Raw genomic sequence first — 17,838 nt, 5'->3', positions numbered from 1 at the left:
TTCTGGAAAAAGAACTCGCTTCGCTCAGACATCTTTTTCCTTGCCAGAAAAAATAACCCCAACCCCCTATCGACGTGCAGCTCAGGAATATCCAGGTCAACCTTTCCAGTCGCTTTTCCTCTCTTCGCGCTTCGCGAACCCTCCGTGGTCAGCTCGGCGCGGGGTGGTATCTGGATCTTTCGCCAGAAAAAGATGTCTGAGCGAAGCGAGTTCTTTTTCAAGAAAAATACAGATGCCACCCCGCAAGCCCGCCCCAAAATCGGCAGGCTACAGAAGGCAGGCAACTCCCAAACTTCATGCAGTCTGAGCCCGAACCACCGAAACCTGACCAAGGGCAACTTCAGCGACCGTATGCAACTTCTCCAGTTGCGACTGGAGCATGGCAATCGGTCGGGTTCCCTCCAGGGTCAGGGTGATATTGAGGTGCTCCCCGGCGGACTCCACCGCCATTGTTGCAATCCGGAAACCGCGAATACGGACCACCTGGCAAAGGCGCTCCAGGCCAGCCGCTTCCTGCGACATGCGGCAACTGATTTTATAGCTCGGTGTTGAGGACTGGCTTTGCGGTTTCATGCAACGTGTTCCTTTTTGTTGTTGGTGCGTCGGGTTTCGTCGATCATTTCGCGGTTGCTGGCGCCGGGTTTGACGATGGGCCAGACGTTATCGTCACGGCTGATGGCCACATGCAGCAGCATCGGGCCGTTGTAGGCCAGGATGGTTTCGATGCCACGGCGGATCTGGTCAGTACGGCTGATGTGTAATGCCGGGATGTCGAAGGCACGGGCCATGGCGACGAAGTCCGGGTTGTCGTCCAGGTTGATCTGGCTTTCACGATTGCCGTAGAACAGTTCCTGTTGCTGGCGCACCATGCCCAGGCACTGGTTGTCCATGACGATCAGTTTTACAGGCAGGTTATAGCGGCGGATGGTGGCCAGTTCCTGGGCGTTCATCATGAACGAGCCATCGCCCGTCACGTTGATCACCGTACTATTGCGGTCGGCAAACTGGGCACCGATGGCAGCGGGCAGGCCAAAGCCCATGGTGCCCAGGCCGCCACTGGTGAGGTGGTGGCGAGGGTGGTCAAAGTCGTAGTGCTGGGCTACCCACATCTGGTGCTGGCCGACGTCACAGGCGATAACGGTATCATCCGGGGCAATTCGGGAGAGCTGGCGAACAAAGGCCGGGCCGGTGATCGGCGCCAAGGGTTCTTCGTTGTCGGCGGCATGGAAGCCGCCGGTGGTGTACCAGGTTTGGCACTGTTTCTGCCAGTCGCCAATGTCCAGCGGCTTGTCCTGTAAGGCGTTGGTCAGTGTTTCGAGAATGTCATTCAGGTCCCCCCGAATAGCCAGCTCGGTCGGGCGCAGTTTGTTGATCTCGGCGGCGTCGGCGTCAATGTGAATCATCTTTGCATTGGGGGCGAAGCCATCCAGGCTGCCGGTGGCGCGGTCATCCAGGCGGGCACCGATAACCAGCAACAGGTCGCATTCATCCACGGCTTTATTGGCCGCCCGGGAGCCGTGCATGCCCAGCATGCCCAGGTTGTAAGGGTTGTGTTTTCCCGGGTTGCCGATACCTTTGAGCGTTACCACCGCTGGCAGAGCGGCGGATTCAGCAAACGTGCGAAAGCGATCTTCAGCGTGTGCCAGGCTGATGCCACCACCGCTGTAGAGTATGGGTTTGCGGGCCGCCCGCAGCATCGTGAGCGCTTCGGCCAGATCCGGGAAGCTGATCTCCCGTGGCTCGGACCGGGGGAAGGGAGCATCGCTGACATCAGCCAGCAGCAGGTCCTTGGGTATATCAATCCACACCGGCCCCGGCCGCCCACTTTGAGCCAGTTCCATCGCCTCTTCCATGATCGCGGGCAGGCTGTCTGCGTCGTCAACCAGATAGCTGTGTTTAACGATGCCCAGCGTCATGCCCAATACGTCGGTTTCCTGGAAGGCGTCGGTACCGATCAATCCCGAGGGCACCTGGCCGGTGATGACCAGCATGGGGATGGAGTCCCGGTGAGCGTTGGCAACGCCGGTGATCAGGTTGGTGGCGCCGGGGCCTGAGGTGGCAATACATACGCCGAGCTTACCGCTTGCGCGGGCGTAGCCGTCGGCGGCCAGGGCGCAGGCCTGCTCGTGGCGGCACAGCACGTGTTCCACACCGACATCGTCCACCAGCGCATCGTATAGCGGCATGATGCAGCCGCCCGGATACCCGAAAACCGTGCTGATACTGTGGCGGTGGAACGCGTCAAGAATGTGCTGTGCGCCGTTCATGGTTGTTATTCCTTTTTCCTGATGCAAAAAAAAGCCCCCGGGACCTTTCGGTGCCGGGGGCTTTCGTGTGTTTGTCGAGTCTGTTTCTATCTCACCCGCTTGTCCACGCAGAAGCCCCCGGACGGTACCACGACCACCAGGACTAGCTTCACAAGGACAACCACTGCGTTGAGATTCATAAAATCAGTATCTGCTCTGAATCTGAGAGAAGTTTATGTGTAGAATCTACCCCACGAAAACAACCGGATGCAACCGTTTTCTGACAGTTTCTAAAACGACTGCCTGGACTGTAAACCGACATCACCCGAATTTAACTGCGAGCGATCAATGACCAAAGCAAAACTGGGATCTATCGGATTGTCCTTTCTGGTACTGGCTTTATTGGTGGTATGGATGGCAACCGGTGACGTCAAGGAAGCGCGGGACCAGGCGCCAGAGGACACACCTGAGGAGTCGGTCAGCGCGCCCTCCGTTCAGGTGGATGTGTTGCGTACAAGGCTTTACGAGCCCGGGTTAATGCTGCAGGGGCAGTTGGAGCCCTGGCGAACCGTGTCAGTTGGCGCTCGGGTAGCCGGCACGGTAGAAGAGCTGATGGTGGAGCAGGGTGACCAGGTTGAGGCGGGGGATGTCCTGCTTCGACTCTCCGAGGATGGGCGACGTACCTCGGTAGAACAATGGCAGTCCCGCATTCGCAAATTGGAAGCCGATTTATCGGCTGCCCAGAAGCTCCGATCCCGGAATCTCACCTCCGAATCCGAAGTGTTGACCCTGCAAAGTGATCTGTCTGCGGCAAGAGCTGAGCTCACTCAGGCACGTCTTGCTGTTGACAACCTGGAGCCACGAGCGCCTTTTGATGGAACGGTGAATCGACGGGATGTCGACCTTGGTGATCTGGTCCAGGTCGGGTCCCCACTATTGGAGCTGGTGCGCGTTGATCGGCTGAAAGCGACGGGGCAAATCCCGCAGCAGTCAGTGAGCGCCGTCGAAGAAGGGCAGGCCGTAACCATTCGCACGTTGGATGGCGACAGCCTGGAAGGCGTGGTGAATTTCGTGGCCAGTGCCGCAGACCCGGACACCCGTAGTTTCCCGGTGGAGGTGTCCATAGACAACCCGGAACGTAAGCGGGTTGCCGGCGGTAGTGCCACGCTGCGCATTGCGCTGCCGGAAGTGGAGGCGATGTTCATTTCGCCGGCCTATCTCAGTCTTGGGGATGATGGCCGGCCTGGTGTTCGCTATGTGGGCGACAATAACGAAGTGGTGTTTACCACGGTCAAACTCCTGAACGTCACCACGGATGGCGCCTGGGTCACTGGCCTGCCGGATGAAATCCGGTTGATTACCCGGGGCGCGGGTTTTGTATCCATCGGGCAGCAGGTACGCCCGGTTGATCGTGATTCGGACCGGGGCTAACCGATATGCGAACCTTGATTTTCGCCGCTCTCGACCGCAGCCGGACCACACTGCTGACACTGGCTTTCCTGATCCTGGGTGGTGTTGCGGCTTTTCAGACCATCCCCAAAGAAGCGAACCCGGACATCACCATTCCCATGATCTATGTGTCAATGACACTGGAGGGAATCAGCCCGGAAGACGGTGAGCGCTTGCTTATCCGGCCAATGGAGCAGGAATTGCGTTCCCTCGAGGGCGTCAAGGAAATGCGTGGTACGGCTTCCGAGGGCCACGCCTCGGTGATGCTGGAATTCGACGCCGGGTTTGATCCGGACATCGCGCTTCAGGATGTGAGGGAAAAGGTTGATACCGCCCGCAGCAAGCTGCCTCAGGAAGCTGACGAACCAAGGGTCAATGAAATTAACGTGGCGCTGTTTCCGGTCATGTCGGTTGGCCTCTCCGGGCCTCTTTCCGAACGCGAGCTGGTCACTATTGCCCGGCGTTTGCAGGACGCCATCGAAGGCATCCCGGAAGTGCTGGAAGTAGACATTGGCGGTGACCGGGAAGACCTGCTCGAAATCGTGGTTGATCCTCAGGTGCTCGAAAGCTATGGCGTCGACTTTGATCAATTAGCAACTCTGGTTACCCGCAACAATCAGTTGGTGGCTGCAGGCAGCCTGGATACCGGAGCGGGTCGTATGACGATGAAGGTACCGGGCGTTATTGAATCCGTTGAAGATGTCATGGCCATGCCGGTCAAAGTAGGTGGTGACACCGTTGTGACCTTTGGCGACGTGGCTATGCTTCAGCGAACCTTCAAAGACCCGGGAGGGTTCGCCAGGATCAATGGTGAGCCGGCGCTGGTGCTGGAAATCTCCAAGAGGACCGGTTCCAATATCATCGAAACCGTGGAAAAGGTGAAGGCGCTGATTGAAAGTGCTGGGCCGCAACTGCCTGACGAGCTGGAAGTTCGCTACATCATGGACCAGTCTGGTGAAGTCCGCGATATCCTGAGTGACCTGCTCAACAATGTGCTGACCGCCATAGTACTGGTGATCGTCCTGATCATTGCCGCCATGGGTCCCCGTTCTGCCCTGTTGGTGGGACTCACTATTCCCGGTGCGTTCCTGACCGGTATCCTGGTGATCTGGGGCATGGGCTTTACCCTGAACATTGTGGTTCTGTTCAGTCTCATACTGGTGGCAGGCATGTTGGTGGACGGGGCCATCGTGGTGTCGGAGCTTGCCGACAGGAACCTCTCTGAAGGCCAGAGCGTGAAGTCTGCATGGGGCGAGGCTGCCAGCCGCATGGCCTGGCCCATCATCGCGTCAACCGCCACCACACTGGCGGTTTTCATCCCCCTGTTGTTCTGGCCGGGCGTGGTCGGCCAGTTCATGAGTTTTTTACCGACCACCGTCATCATCTGCCTGATCGCCTCATTAGCCATGGCTCTCGTGTTTTTGCCGGTCCTTGGTAGTATCAGCGGCGGAAAACGCCGTCCCCAGGCAGCAATCCGTGGCCGTATGACGGACATCTATCGTGGCGTTCTCGGGCGATTGTTGGCAAAGCCCGGTTTTACACTTCTTGGCGTGCTTGGCGTCGTTGTGGTCATCTATGCGGCTTATGGCAAGTTCAACCATGGTGTTGAATTTTTCCCGAGCGTGGAGCCGGATTCAGCGCAGGTACATGTCAGGGCCAGAGGCGATCTGTCTGTGCAGGAGCGCGATGCCATCGTTCGGCAGGTCGAGCAGCGTTTACAGGGAATGCCGGAGGTGAAAGCCCTCTATGCTCGCTCAATGGTCAGTCCCGGAAATCAGATGGCGCCAGACGTCATCGGTGTGCTGCAGTTCCAGTTCACGGACTGGTTTGAGCGACGGCCAGCGACACAGATACTGGAAGATTTCCGTTCACTCACTGCGGACATTCCCGGCATTGAACTGGAGTTTCGCAAGCAAGAGGGTGGTCCTGCGGATGGCAAGCCCATTGAGCTTATGGTCAGCAGTATGGACAGCGACCAACTGGAACGATATGTCGCTCTTGTCCGGGAACGAATGTCTGGCATCGATGGCTTTGTGGATGTCGAAGACGACCGCAGCCTTCCGGGCATCGAATGGCGCCTGAACGTCGACCGCTCAGCCGCCGCCCGATTTGGCTCAGACGTGCTCAGTGTGGGCAGTGCGGTGCGACTGATTACTAACGGCCTGGTGCTCGCCACCTATCGCCCTGAGGATGTGCGCGACGAAGTCGATATCGCCGTGAGAGTGCCTAATAACTGGCGGGAGCTGGATCAGTTCCAGCGCCAGACGATTAACACCAGCCGCGGGCAGGTACCGCTCTCGGAGTTTGTTGAGTTGGCTCCCGGTGACAAGATTGGCAGCATTACCCGCGTGGACGGACAGCGCACCATTACGATCAAGTCCGAGATAGAGCCGGGTCGCCGTGCGGACGAACTGCTGATGGAGTTGCAGCAGCAAATGCCGGAAACGCCCGAGGGTGTTTCCGTCCGATTTGCCGGCGAGAATGAGGACCAGGAACAAGCCTCGAATTTCCTGGCATCGGCGTTTCTGGTCGCGATTGCCCTGATGCTGTTGATCCTGGTGACCCAGTTCAATTCGCTCTATCAGACCATGCTCATTCTATCGGCCATTGTGCTTTCCACAGCGGGCGTATTGCTTGGCCTGCTGCTTAACGGGCAGTCGTTCGGAATCGTAATGGTGGGCATGGGCATCATTGCCCTGGCGGGCATTGTGGTGAACAACAACATCATTCTGATCGACACCTACAACCAGATGCGAAAAAGCGGTATGGCGGCATTCGAGGCCGCATTGGAGACCGGATGCCTGCGCCTGCGACCGGTATTGCTGACGGCCATCACCACGATACTCGGGCTGATGCCAATGGTGCTCGGGGTAAATGTGGATCTCCTGACCCCGTCTTTGGGCATCGGTGCTCCGTCCACGCAGTGGTGGACCCAGCTATCCAGTGCTATTGCCGGCGGGTTGGCGTTTGCAACGGTGCTCACGCTGTTGCTGACCCCGGCGCTGCTGGTACTGGGGGACAAAGTGGGACGGAAAATCAAACCGGCTGTTACGGACTCCTCCAGCAATGCATGACCTTTCGCCTTGATCGTCAGGATTGCGGGAAAAACTCGTCCATGAGCGTGTTGAATGGCAGAGGCCTGCTGTATCGATAACCCTGCAGGTAATCACAGCCCCGCTGGAAAAGCCATTGTTCATGGGCTTCGGTTTCGACGCCCTCGGCGACGACCGAGAGCCCAAGCCCTCGAGCCAGGCCAATGATCGAGAGGGTAATGGCGCAGTCGTCCTCGTCGTCTGGCAGTTGGCTGATGAAGGAACGGTCAATCTTGATCCGCGAGAAGGGCAGACTCTTGAGGCGGGACAGTGAAGAATAGCCGGTTCCGAAGTCGTCTATGGACAGGCTTGCACCATCGGCCACCAGCTCTTCCAGGATACTGTTCAGTGAATTGAAATCCCCTTGAATGGAATCCTCGGTTACCTCGAAATGCAACGCGCTGGCCGGCACGCCATATTCATGGCAGGTTTCCCTGATCAGGCTGGGCAGTTCCGGTATCGATACCTGCTCGGCCGCCAGGTTGACGGAAATCTCTGGCAGCGTAATGCCCTGGTTGTGGGCCTGTTGCCAGTGTTCGCACACGCGGCGAAGCACGCACTCCCCCAACGCATACATCAGGCCACCGCTTCTGGCTATCCCCAGAAATTCAATGGGTGACAGCCAACCCCGTTGCGGGTGTTGCCAGCGTACCAGGGCTTCCAGCGACTCCAGTTTCATCCCGGCGGCGCTCATGATGGGTTGATAGAACACTTCCAGGGTGTGGTTGCTGATGGCGGCCCGCAACTCGTTTTCCAGAACGAATCGCGAACGGGCCGTTACCTGAATGCTCGAATCAAAGAAGCACGCCTGGTCCCGGCCCCGCTGCTTGGCGTTGTACATGGCGGCTTCGGCGCCACGCAACAGCTCTTCGGTGGTTTGACAGTCTCCGGGCAAGTGGCAGATGCCCAGGCTTGCGCCAACGGTGATGGAGTGGCCAGTGAGGCGGATGGGCCTGTTGATTTCCTGCCTTATACGCGAGGCGGTCAGTTCCAGAGAGTCCCGCATGGTGTGGTTGCGCACCATGAGGGCGTACTCATCGCCTCCAATCCTGGCCAGTAGATCCTTGCCTGGAACAGAGAGCTTTTTCAGGCGGCGGCCGACTTCGGCAATAACGTTGTCACCCACCTGAGGCCCAAGCCCATCGTTGATGGATTTCAGGCGGTCCACGTCAATCCATATCAGCGCCAGGCTACCAAGCCCTCGTCGTTCTATTTTGTCGGCGAGGTGGCCGATACGGTCTCGCAGGGATTCGATGTTTGATAGCCCGGTCAGTGAGTCGTAACGGGTAACGTATTCAAGTGCGCGTTGTGAGTGGAGCCAGGCTTCGTGGGTATTGATCAGGCTGATGGTATCGGCAATAGCGATAACGAAGGATATTTCCGGCAGGGTCCAGTCCCGTTGATGGGTTGATTCGAGGCAAATGACGCCACTGAGCCGGGCACCATCAAATACCGGTGCATCAAGCATCGATAGGATGTTCAAGGGTATAAGGTAGCCCGGCGCGAATGCCCGGGTGCGGGGATCGTTCTGGGCGTCCCGGACAGACAGCACGCGTTCGGTTTCCAGGGCCGAGAAGTACTCCGGGTTGCCGGACTGGTACAGGCTGGATTTGTCACCGGTGGCAGCGTCCGTAGTATGAAGCCACTCGGACTCAATGCGGTCACGCTCCTCCGGAAACTGCCAGACACTGACCCGGTCAACGTTGAGCAGCCTCGCGCAGAGCGCCGTCAGGTCTGCGAGTTTTTGCGGGCGCTTCTTGTCGATAAACGCCGGACTGTGGCTGAGTTCCGTCAGTGCCTTGTGAAAGGTCACGAAGGTGTCCGTATCGTGCATAGTCTCTGGCTGTCAGTTTCGAGGACGATAGTAGGTGTACGACAAGGAGCGGCGTTTGGTCGCTTTGCGCCAGCATTTTTCATTTTTCGACTTTCTCATACTGGCACCCGGCCCCGATACTGTCCACTTTGAAGTCATAAGAGTGGGACATGGGTCTTCACCAGCGTTCGGAAGTACCGCAGTTAGTTAGGCTTTATTGTCTGATTGAGTCATTTTAAAGGCGCCTGCGGCGAAATGCCGGTTTCTGGTTTATGCTGGTAGCGAAAAAACAACAAATTTATTGTCTCTCTTGAACTGGGAATATCTTTGCAAAAGGGTCTGACGCAGATTCTGTTCGCCATTATGCTGTTTGCGCTGCCTGCTCTGGTTTCAGCGGAGCCGGCGGTTTGGGACAGTTATGCCAAGCGGTTGGAGCTTCTCAGGTATGTGGAGTATTGGCAGGAACCCGCCGGCGCCGTTCCCCTGGATTCCGTGAGACAGCTTCCCGAAAGGGAGTGGCAGTCAAACGGAAAAGACAGCGTTAGCCTGGGATACGGTGATGAGGTTTACTGGTTCCGGGTAAATGTTCGCAACCCAGGGGCCGCCACGGCTCCCCTGTTCCTGGAAATCGGGTATCCGGTGTTGGACCATATCGAGGTCTATCTGCTCGAAGATGGCGAGCTTGTAAAACGACAGTTATTGGGTGATAAGCAGCCGTTCTACCAGCGCCCAATCTACCACCGCAATTTTCTTGTCCCGCTCTCCCTTTCACGTGACGACGAGCTCTCCATCTATCTTCGAGTGGACACCACCAGTTCCATGCAGGTGCCCCTGACCCTTTGGGATCAGGATGCTTTCTACGTGGCCGAGCAGGCCCGCAGCCTGTTCGAGGGCATTTACTACGGCATTGTGCTGGTGATGATCCTCTACAACTTGTTTGTGTATATGGCGGTTGGCGAGCGGAGCTTCCTGCATTATGTGGGGTACATTTCGGCCATGCCCCTGTTCCTGGCGAGCCTGCATGGCGTTGCTTTCCAGTATCTCTGGCCGGAGGCTACCTGGTGGAATGACCAGGCGATCACCGTGTTCCTCAATCTGGTCGTGCTGTTTGGCGGCACCTTTAGCCTTCACTTTCTCAATGTGACGTCAGCCAACCACCCGTTTCTCAACAGACTGACGGTGGGGATTGTCGTTATGGCTGGTGTGATGGCAACGGCGGGATTGCTGGTTCCGTATCGACTCTTGATCCTGCCGACCATTCTGCTTGCTTTCCTGGGCTGCACGACCATGCTGGTGCTCAGCATTGTGCGCTGGCTGAAAAAGGACCCCGCAGCGAGGTACTACGCGTTGGCCTGGGTGTTTATGCTTTTCGGAGGGATTGTCCTGGCGCTGAGCAAGTTCACCGTGTTGCCACGCAACCTGCTGACGGAGAACGCAACCCAGGTGGGCTCCGCCATGGGCGTCATTCTGTTATCGATGGCGCTGGCAGACCGGCTCAACAGGGAAAAGAAGCGTGCTTTCGAGGCCCAGCAGCGCCTGTTGCTTGAAGAACGCAAAGCCAGGATGGCTCAGGAAAAGTCCCTTCGTATTCAACAGGAAGCCAATACGTTACTTGAACAGAGAGTACAGGAGCGCACCCGGGACCTCGAGTCGCTCAACGATCAGTTGCGCGAACTCAGTGCCACCGACGCGCTCACCGGGCTCAAGAACCGTGGTCACTTTGACCGTACCTTCAGCTCGGCGGTGGTGAAGGCGTATCGATTTAGTCAGCCATTGTCACTGCTGCTTCTGGATATCGATCATTTCAAGAAGTTCAACGACACACATGGTCATCTGGTCGGCGACGATTGCCTGCAGATGGTGGCCAACTGTATCCGCGACTATGTCACGCGCCCACAGGATTTGGCTGCCCGCTACGGCGGCGAAGAGTTTGTGGTTCTGTTGCCGGATACCCCGAAAGAGGGGGCGCTGAGAGTGGCCGAGAAAATCCGGAGCCGGATTGAGGAAACCGGGTTCCGGGTGTCGGATGAAGTCTTGCACCTGACGGTGAGTATTGGTTTGTGTGCCGTCTGTCCCAGCCAGGCGGATGCCACCAAAGACATCTTCAGTTGGGCCGATGGGGCCCTCTACGAGGCCAAGGGGCGTGGGCGGAATCAGGTCGTCGTCTGCGAGCCCCCCTCCGTTCAGGGAGCGGAACCTGTCATGACCTGATGGGCTGGCTGTCTATCCTGGGCCAGTTCATCGTCTCCTCCAGCAAAAACGCCAGTTCCAGCAGTGTCTGCTCACCCCCGTGCTTACCCATCAGCTGAATAGAAACCGGCAGACCCTGCTCAGTGAGGCTGGCTGGCAGCGAAATGGCGGGTGCGCCGGTGGCGTTGGCCAGTGGCGTAAAGCTGACGTATTGGGTCAGGCGGTCGAACAGGGTATCAAAGTCGACCGTGGGGCTCAGGTAGCCGATTTCGGGCGTGGTGTGACCCAGTACCGGAGTGAGAATGGCATCGTAACTGGCCATGGTGCGAGCGTAGTCCTGATACGACCGGTGCAGGCGCCAGAGTGCCGCCGGGAATTTGTAGAACTGCCTCCGGAAGGCTTTGTCCAGCCCAAGGGTTAGCCCGTCCAGCTGTGACTTGTCAAAACTAGGGTGAATCAACCGCTTGCCATTTGCGCGCACACCAAAGGCCAGCATTCCCCAATAGAGCGCAAAATCATCAGGGAAAGATGAGGCAACGGGAACTCCTACCGGTTCCACCTTGTGGCCAAGCTTTTCGAGTAGTTGTGCTGTATTTTCAACGGCTGCGCGGGTCTGACTGTCGGTGGCGTGACCGTTGATGGAGTCGGTCACCAGGCCAATACGGAGTGAGCGTGTGGCGGGGCGCTCTACCTTTCCTATGGCCGGGAGTTTCGGGTTTCGGAAAAAGCGTTCCGCTCCGTGATAGAAGTTGGCGGTATCCCTGACCGTGCGCGTTACCACACCATCACTGACGATATTGATGGGGAGTGTTTTAGCCGCATCGTTGTCGATCAGCCGTCCCCGGGTTGGTTTCAACCCCACCAGCCCACAACAGGCGGCTGGAATGCGGATGGAGCCACCGCCATCGTTGGCGTGTGCGATGGGGATGACACCTGCGGCAACCAGCGCCGCGGAACCTCCTGATGAAGCACCGGTGGAATATTGAAGGTGCCAGGGGTTGCGGCTTGGGGTGTCATGGGCGGGTTCGGTGGTTGCATTGAAGCCGAACTCAGGCAGGGTGCTTTTGCCAAAACACACCAGGCCCTGGGCCAGCAACTGACGGGCGAAAGGGCTGGTTTCGTCGGCCGGGTGGGAATGGATGGCCGCAGTGCCATGGGAGGTGGGGAATCCCTTCACCTCGGTGTTGTCTTTGATCACCGTGGGAACGCCCGCAAAGATGCCAGGCACCGTTTTTGCAGCCGGAGTTTTATTTGCGATCATGCCGGCACCGTCGTCCGGAATGGGGGTAACCAGGCCATGGATAAAGGGTTCGGCTATTCGCGCCCGGGCCAGGGTAGCCTGGAGGACTTCGCCGGCTGATACGTCGCCGTTGTGAATCAGTTCGGCCAGCCCGGTGGCGTCGTGCCGGCCCAGCAGATCGTCACTGAACGTGTGCATTGATTGCGGGTGGGGTTGCAACGGATGTTGGGCGGTCAAAGCAGATACTCCGTGTTGTTTTCGGGACTGTATCCACTGTATATAAAACCTAAACGTGACGATATGTCATATCAGGAAATTGCATCGCGGCGCACGACAAGTAGAGGGGATGTAAGTAAAGGCCCTCGCCGGGCCTTTCGTTAGTTGCGGGCGTCCTTTATTACGTCGTAGGCGTGGCTGATCTCACGGGTGCGCTCTTCTGCCATTTCCCGCATGCTTTCCGGCAGGCCGCGCCCAGCCAGTTTGTCCGGATGATTCTCGCTCATCAGTTTGCGGTAGGCTTTCTTGATCTCGGCGTCGCTGGCGGAGGGCGACACCCCGAGAACCTTATAGGCATCGTCGATCTGGCTGGCGGACGATGGTTGGCCAGACGCACCTGCCTGGCCGGCGTGGGCTCCCCTCAACATGGCTTCCAACTGGTCTACCTGGGCCTCGGGCAGTCCCAGCCCCCGGGCAATACGCACCAGCATCTCATGTTCGGCCGGGTGGACCACACCATCGGCGGCAACGGCAGACACCTGTACCTGAAGGAACATCTGCAGTAATGCGGGCTGGCGGCCACTCACCCGCAGGAAGTGTTGCAGTTCCGCATCCAGGTCGAAGTCATTGGCCTTGCCACGGTTGAAGGCAGCCTTGGCGCGCTCCCGGTGTTCGCCGGAGAGACGAAACCGGTCGAACAGGCGTTCCGCCACCTGGATCTCATCGCGAGTGACAACGCCATCGGCTTTGCACAGGGCGCCCATCACCGCAAACACGGATTCCAGGAAGTCCGTCTGCACATTGCGCAGTTTTTGCCACAGACGGCTCTTGATGTATCGGGTCAACAGTACGCCTGCCACAGCGCCAATCAGAAGGCCGGGAAAACGGCCAAATAAGTAGCCGATCAAACCGCCGATAAACAGGCCGAACATGTCAGTGTCCTTTTCAAGTGTTTAAAACTGCGCAAAGTATACGGGTTTCGGCGAAGAATTCGAAAACAACCCGTCGCGATGGAGGAATGTTCATGTCAGAAAGCGTTCTTCATTCACGGTATCAATTTGCTCCGGGCGCAGGTGTTGCTCCGCGTATCGACGATATACACCGGAACGAACAAACAACTCGAACACTGCTCGGTCAATGTGCTCCTCATCCACCATTCTCTGCATGATGGTCAGGGATTCGGTCAGCGTCTTGCCCTCCTTGTAGGGGCGGTCCACGGCGGTCAGCGCCTCGAAAATATCCGCCACCGCCATGATCCGCTCGGGAATGCCCATGTCATCTGCTTTCAGCCGGCAGGGGTAACCCTGTCCATCCATTCGTTCATGGTGGGTGCCTGCCAGGTGGGGCACGTTCGCAAGCCTGTCAGGCAGGGGCAGGGCGTCCAGCATGCAGATGGTCTGTACGATGTGGTCGTTGATCCGGAAGCGTTCCTCGGGGGTCAGGGTTCCTTTTGCCACGGTCAGGTTGTGGAGCTCACCCTGATTAACGGCATGTTCCGGAAGTGTCATGTCGAATCCCCACCGGTTCCGTGGGTCGTCTTTGGTGACGGGCGGTTTGTGCGCACCCCAGGGACGAAGGTGGCCGGGCTTGTCCGCCAGCAGGGACTCGGTAGCCGGTGGCGTCTGCTCCGGCGTGCCAGTCAAAACCTGCTTTTCGTCGCCGGACAATCCCAGCCTGTCACTGAAATGACGCACCCAGGTGCGTTGGCCGATCTGCCGGATGTGCTCTATGTTGTCCTCCGACATGAATTCGCCACCAGTGTTGGCGTTGGCGACTGCGCGAAAGGCTTCCTGCAGCTCTTCCTGTTCCCGATCCCGGTCGGTTTCCGCCTGCTGAGAACTCTCGCCAGCCAGTTGCCTTTTCAGGCACCGGATCTCCGCATCCCGATGCAGAACTTCAAAGCGGGTGCGAATCTCATGGATGCGGTTGTAGATCGTTTCCAGTTTGACGGCCTTGTCCACCACATGCTCGGGGCTGGTGATCTTTCCACAGTCGTGAAGCCACGCTGCCAGGTGGAACTCGTAGCGCTCGTCGTCGTTCATGGTGAAGTTGGCAAAGGGTTCTGCGGGGCTCTGGATAGCTTCATCGACCATCATCTGGGCGAGTTTTGGTACGCGGTCGCAGTGGCCACCCGTATACGGTGACTTGGCATCAATGGCGTTGGCAACAAGGCGAATGATGCCCTCAAGCAACGCCTGCTGGCTTTCAATCAGTTCACGGGTTTCGATCGCAACGGCGGCGGAGCCGGCGATCTCATCGACGAATACGATCAGGTCGTCGCTAAGGTGGGTGTGCTCACCATGCTCCATTTCGATAACGAGGGCCCCAATCAACTGTTTGCGCCGGTTTCTGAGAATGGCGAATACCGGATGGCCGGAAAGGGCGTTACGGAGCGCCCTTATCACGTCGTTGTCGTCGTCCTTGGCGTTGACGCCGGTGATGGTCTCCGGCGGGTGTATGTCGCGGTCCACGGAAAGCCTGAGTTCGCTGCTTTGGCGGCTCATCAGGTAGATAGCACCCCGGGTCTGCCCGAGGATGTGAACGATCTGTTCGAGGATATCCTGCAAAAGGCTATCCAGATCCTGACCCCGATTGAGTGCGGTCGCAATGCTTTGGAAGCTGCGGATCGTACTGGCCATATCGTCCAGGGCGACGCTGAGTTGACGCGCTTCGCGAATATGGGAATCAACGGAAACGGACGTGTCGAAACGAAAACGGGAGAGTGCCCCCACCCGGCGTGTCAGCAATTCCAGTGGCCTACCCACACGACGGCCCAGGAACCAGCCGATGACCAGCAACAGAAGTGCGATAGCACTCGCCAGGATAGTCTGACGGGTCAAAGCTGCCCAAACATCAGCCAATAGTTCGTCGGCGGGAATGGCCACGGCGATTTTCAGGTTCTCCTGGTCCAGGGACTCAAGGGGCTCGGTCATGCCGTACCAGTCCCGGTTTTCAGTGGTAAAGCGGTTTACCAATTCACTCGTGGCTTGCATGCCATCGCGTTCCAGGACGGCGTTGATGGCTCCGTCATTCAGCCCCTGTGGCTTTGTTGTGTTGGATGTTGTTCCGCTGTTGGTGGTATCAGGCCCTGTGTAGGCCAGGGGGGAACCCTCGGCATTGACGATGGCAATCCGGGTGCCGGGCGTCTGCCGCAGTTCGGCCAGCTGCGTACCCAGGTCGGTAACAGTTACATCGATGCCAAACACGGTATTGTTGTCCATGCCCTTCGCAGTGGCTTGCCGTCGGGAAAGCGTCAAACCGGTTTCACCCGTGGTAAAGAAAACATAGGGCGCGGTCAGTTCCGTCGTACCGGAGGCATCAGCGAGCTCGTACCAGCCACGATCTCTGGGATCAAAGCGGTAGTCGGAAGGCGTGCGACGTTCCAGAAGGGTGCGGCTGGCATCGTAGAAGTGCCACATGGGTTGCGGCCTTCCATCCTCGGCCCTGGTGATGGACTGGAGCAGGTACTGCGCATTGGTGGGGGCGTCAGGAAACTGCATGGCGCCAGAGCTACGTATCTTGCGTAGCAGGAAAAAATCGCCGTTGTCATACCCAGCGTAAACGGCACTGACGATGTCGCTGCTATCGAGAATGTTGGCGACAACCGGCATCCGGACCAGGCGTTGTTGCAATGTATCAGCGACGGCCAAAGGGTCATGGCTGAGGACCGCGAGGGCGGTTGACGGCGGGCCTGTGATGGCGCGGATACGGTCATCCACACTGACGGCAAGCTGGCGGGCCGTGGCGCTGGCGGCAGTTATCTTGGCGCTTTCCATGCCGCGAAAGCTTTGCCCGACCAGTACAATGGTGAGTGCCAGCATGCCGAGGGTGATTGTAGAGGCAATCAGAAAGGCAAGCGATACCTGTGCGGACTGGCGGTTCCGACGCATGGTTCATCCTTAAACGGTGGTCTGGCGTAGCGAGGCGCAGGGGACTGCACTGCCCTAAGGGTAGACGTTAAACTCCCGGTTTTCCTGATCATACGGTGAACGCGTAATGACCATGGACTTGTTCGAGTCATCTTCATCAGAGCCCTGGGTCGAGCCGCTCTGCGACGGGGCAGTTGTTCTTCGCCGTTTTGCCCGGGCCGACGCCAGCCGATTGCTGGAGGCGATTTCAGTCGTGGCGGAACAGGCCCAGTTTCGGCAAATGCAGACACCCGGTGGCCACACCATGTCGGTGGCGATGACTTGTTGCGGAGACTGGGGCTGGGTGACCGATGCGGGCGGTTATCGGTATCAGCAAACCGACCCGCTTTCGGGGGAACCCTGGCCGTTGATGCCGGCCGTGTTTCGGTCCCTGGCGGCAAAGGCAGCAAGCGCGGGGGGCTACTCGGGGTTTGAGCCGGACGCCTGCCTGGTGAACCGCTATGCACCTGGCGCCAAAATGGGGCTTCATCAGGACAAAGACGAGGACGACTTCGATCAGCCGATCGTTTCTGTGTCCCTGGGCACGCCGGCAATGTTCCAGTTCGGAGGCGCCCGGCGCAGTGACCGGCCGCAGCGAGTGCCCCTTGAGCATGGTGATGTTGTGGTCTGGGGCGGCCCGGCGCGGCTCCGCTACCATGGCGTGTTAACGCTCAAGCAGGCACTGCATTCGCTGACGGGCGCCTGCCGTTACAACCTGACGTTTCGCCGTGCGCGGTAATGGTGGGTGATGGCACCCTCAAGCGTGGTGGTCAAACGCTGTAGCAACTCCCCGCTGTGTCGCCAGAAGTGCCAATAGAGGGGCACTTTCAGCTCATGACCCGGTGCAAGGTTGACCAGGCCCCCATTGTCCAGCCAATGACTGGCCTGGATTTGCGGAATCATGCCGTAGCCCATGCCGGCCCTGGCAAGCTGGACGAAACCTTCGGAGGAGGGGCACAAATGGTAGGGGAAACGGCCGTGGTAGCCACAGCCGGCCATGAATCGGTGCTGTAGCTGGTCGTTGGGGCCAAATACAATAGCCGGAGAGGTGGCGAAAGCTTCTGGTGTGATGCCATCCGGAAAAAACTGGCGAACATACTGTGGGGTCGCCAGCGGCATGTAGGTCATTTCCCCCAGTGCCACGCAACGCCCGCCAGCAATGGGCTGGCTGCTGCTGCACAGACAGGCGGCCACATCGCCATCGCGCATTCGCTTCAGGCCTACGTCCTGGTCCTCAATAACCAGATCGAGCAATAAACCCTCCCGGCTGCAGAACTCCCCAACCACAGCGGCCCACCAGGTGGCCAGGCTGTCGGCGTTGATAGCGATACGCAGGCGGGTGGTGTCCTCGGCAAGGGCGGGTATGGTTTTGCGCAGGTCCCTTTCCAGAAGCTGTACCTGCTGGAAGTGGTTCAGCAGCTTGTTCCCGGCCGGCGTTGCCTGCAGTTCCGGGTGCCGGACCAGAACCGGCTGGCCCAGGCGTACTTCAAGTGACTTGATGCGTTGTGATACGGCGGATTGCGTGAGCCCGAGTATCTCCCCGGCACGCTCAAACCCACCGTTCTCGATCACCGCGGCAAGTGCCTGCAGAAGCTTGTAATCCAACATAAGAAATATTCATGGGATATAAGGTTTATGATTTTTAAGTATAGCCCTTACCCCTTAAGCTTCCAGCAAATTCGGA

Annotated in this window: 11 protein-coding genes; 4 read left to right on the top strand and 7 right to left on the bottom strand. The window is 58.2% G+C overall.

Annotation, left to right across the window (positions count from 1 at the left end):
* Nucleotides 1–294: 294 nt before the first annotated feature.
* A complete protein-coding gene (locus B2590_RS06870) occupies nucleotides 295–573 on the bottom strand; it encodes an ACT domain-containing protein (protein ID WP_199448720.1) in 279 nt (92 codons plus the stop codon).
* Nucleotides 570–2,267 carry an acetolactate synthase 2 catalytic subunit gene (gene ilvG, locus B2590_RS06865; RefSeq protein ID WP_286811300.1) on the bottom strand — a complete coding sequence of 566 codons (1,698 nt, stop codon included), beginning with the start codon at nucleotides 2,265–2,267 and terminating at the stop codon, nucleotides 570–572. The genes B2590_RS06870 and ilvG overlap by 4 nt, the downstream gene beginning before the upstream one ends.
* 327 nt (nucleotides 2,268–2,594) lie before the next feature.
* On the opposite strand from ilvG, the gene B2590_RS06860 reads away from it, so the two are divergent.
* Together B2590_RS06860 and B2590_RS06855 are read left to right on the top strand one after the other, a co-directional pair.
* Nucleotides 2,595–3,677 carry an efflux RND transporter periplasmic adaptor subunit gene (locus B2590_RS06860; protein ID WP_286811299.1) on the top strand — a complete coding sequence of 361 codons (1,083 nt, stop codon included), beginning with the start codon at nucleotides 2,595–2,597 and terminating at the stop codon, nucleotides 3,675–3,677.
* Nucleotides 3,678–3,682: 5 nt separating this feature from the next.
* Entirely contained in the window at nucleotides 3,683–6,769 is a 3,087-nt protein-coding gene (locus B2590_RS06855) for an efflux RND transporter permease subunit (RefSeq protein WP_286811297.1), read from the top strand.
* A 16-nt stretch (nucleotides 6,770–6,785) separates the two neighbouring features.
* On the opposite strand, the gene B2590_RS06850 is transcribed toward B2590_RS06855, so the two are convergent.
* Nucleotides 6,786–8,600, bottom strand: a complete 1,815-nt coding sequence (locus B2590_RS06850; RefSeq protein WP_258955190.1) for a putative bifunctional diguanylate cyclase/phosphodiesterase — start codon at nucleotides 8,598–8,600, stop codon at nucleotides 6,786–6,788.
* A 327-nt stretch (nucleotides 8,601–8,927) separates the two neighbouring features.
* On the opposite strand from B2590_RS06850, the gene B2590_RS06845 reads away from it, so the two are divergent.
* The gene (locus tag B2590_RS06845; RefSeq protein ID WP_258955189.1) at nucleotides 8,928–10,811 is read left to right on the top strand and encodes a sensor domain-containing diguanylate cyclase; all 1,884 of its coding nucleotides are present in this window, start codon (nucleotides 8,928–8,930) and stop codon (nucleotides 10,809–10,811) included.
* On the opposite strand, the gene B2590_RS06840 is transcribed toward B2590_RS06845, so the two are convergent.
* The 3 genes from B2590_RS06840 to B2590_RS06830 all read right to left on the bottom strand — a co-directional run bounded on the left by B2590_RS06840 (nucleotide 10,801) and on the right by B2590_RS06830 (nucleotide 16,136).
* Nucleotides 10,801–12,267, bottom strand: a complete 1,467-nt coding sequence (locus tag B2590_RS06840) for an amidase (protein ID WP_227544250.1) — start codon at nucleotides 12,265–12,267, stop codon at nucleotides 10,801–10,803. The two genes, B2590_RS06845 and B2590_RS06840, sit on opposite strands and share 11 nt — an antisense overlap.
* A 140-nt stretch (nucleotides 12,268–12,407) precedes the next feature.
* Nucleotides 12,408–13,178: a co-chaperone DjlA gene (gene djlA, locus B2590_RS06835; RefSeq protein WP_036204533.1), complete on the bottom strand. Its 771-nt coding sequence runs from the start codon at nucleotides 13,176–13,178 to the stop codon at nucleotides 12,408–12,410.
* 90 nt (nucleotides 13,179–13,268) lie between these two features.
* Nucleotides 13,269–16,136, bottom strand: coding sequence for an HD domain-containing phosphohydrolase (locus B2590_RS06830; RefSeq protein ID WP_286811296.1), 2,868 nt, complete (start codon nucleotides 16,134–16,136; stop codon nucleotides 13,269–13,271).
* Nucleotides 16,137–16,242: 106 nt separating this feature from the next.
* On the opposite strand from B2590_RS06830, the gene alkB reads away from it, so the two are divergent.
* The gene (gene alkB / locus B2590_RS06825) at nucleotides 16,243–16,893 is read left to right on the top strand and encodes a DNA oxidative demethylase AlkB (protein WP_036204535.1); all 651 of its coding nucleotides are present in this window, start codon (nucleotides 16,243–16,245) and stop codon (nucleotides 16,891–16,893) included.
* On the opposite strand, the gene B2590_RS06820 is transcribed toward alkB, so the two are convergent.
* Nucleotides 16,863–17,762 carry a LysR family transcriptional regulator ArgP gene (locus B2590_RS06820; RefSeq protein ID WP_036204537.1) on the bottom strand — a complete coding sequence of 300 codons (900 nt, stop codon included), beginning with the start codon at nucleotides 17,760–17,762 and terminating at the stop codon, nucleotides 16,863–16,865. The two genes, alkB and B2590_RS06820, sit on opposite strands and share 31 nt — an antisense overlap.
* Nucleotides 17,763–17,838 lie beyond the last annotated feature (76 nt).

The sequence above is a fragment of the Marinobacter sp. UBA3604 genome, assembly GCF_002375325.1.
Lineage (GTDB): Bacteria > Pseudomonadota > Gammaproteobacteria > Pseudomonadales > Oleiphilaceae > Marinobacter > Marinobacter salarius.
Note: the sequence above shows the minus strand (reverse complement) of the source record. Positions and strands in the feature narration are given on the sequence as shown.

What these genes read in the sequence shown, in the direction of transcription:
- B2590_RS06855 (WP_286811297.1), top strand. Translation starts at nt 3,683, where the DNA reads ATGCGAACCTTGATTTTCGCCGCTCTCGACCGCAGCCGGACCACACTG.
- B2590_RS06870 (WP_199448720.1), bottom strand. Translation starts at nt 573, where the DNA reads ATGAAACCGCAAAGCCAGTCCTCAACACCGAGCTATAAAATCAGTTGC.
- B2590_RS06860 (WP_286811299.1), top strand. Translation starts at nt 2,595, where the DNA reads ATGACCAAAGCAAAACTGGGATCTATCGGATTGTCCTTTCTGGTACTG.
- djlA (WP_036204533.1), bottom strand. Translation starts at nt 13,178, where the DNA reads ATGTTCGGCCTGTTTATCGGCGGTTTGATCGGCTACTTATTTGGCCGT.
- alkB (WP_036204535.1), top strand. Translation starts at nt 16,243, where the DNA reads ATGACCATGGACTTGTTCGAGTCATCTTCATCAGAGCCCTGGGTCGAG.
- B2590_RS06830 (WP_286811296.1), bottom strand. Translation starts at nt 16,136, where the DNA reads ATGCGTCGGAACCGCCAGTCCGCACAGGTATCGCTTGCCTTTCTGATT.
- B2590_RS06820 (WP_036204537.1), bottom strand. Translation starts at nt 17,762, where the DNA reads ATGTTGGATTACAAGCTTCTGCAGGCACTTGCCGCGGTGATCGAGAAC.
- ilvG (WP_286811300.1), bottom strand. Translation starts at nt 2,267, where the DNA reads ATGAACGGCGCACAGCACATTCTTGACGCGTTCCACCGCCACAGTATC.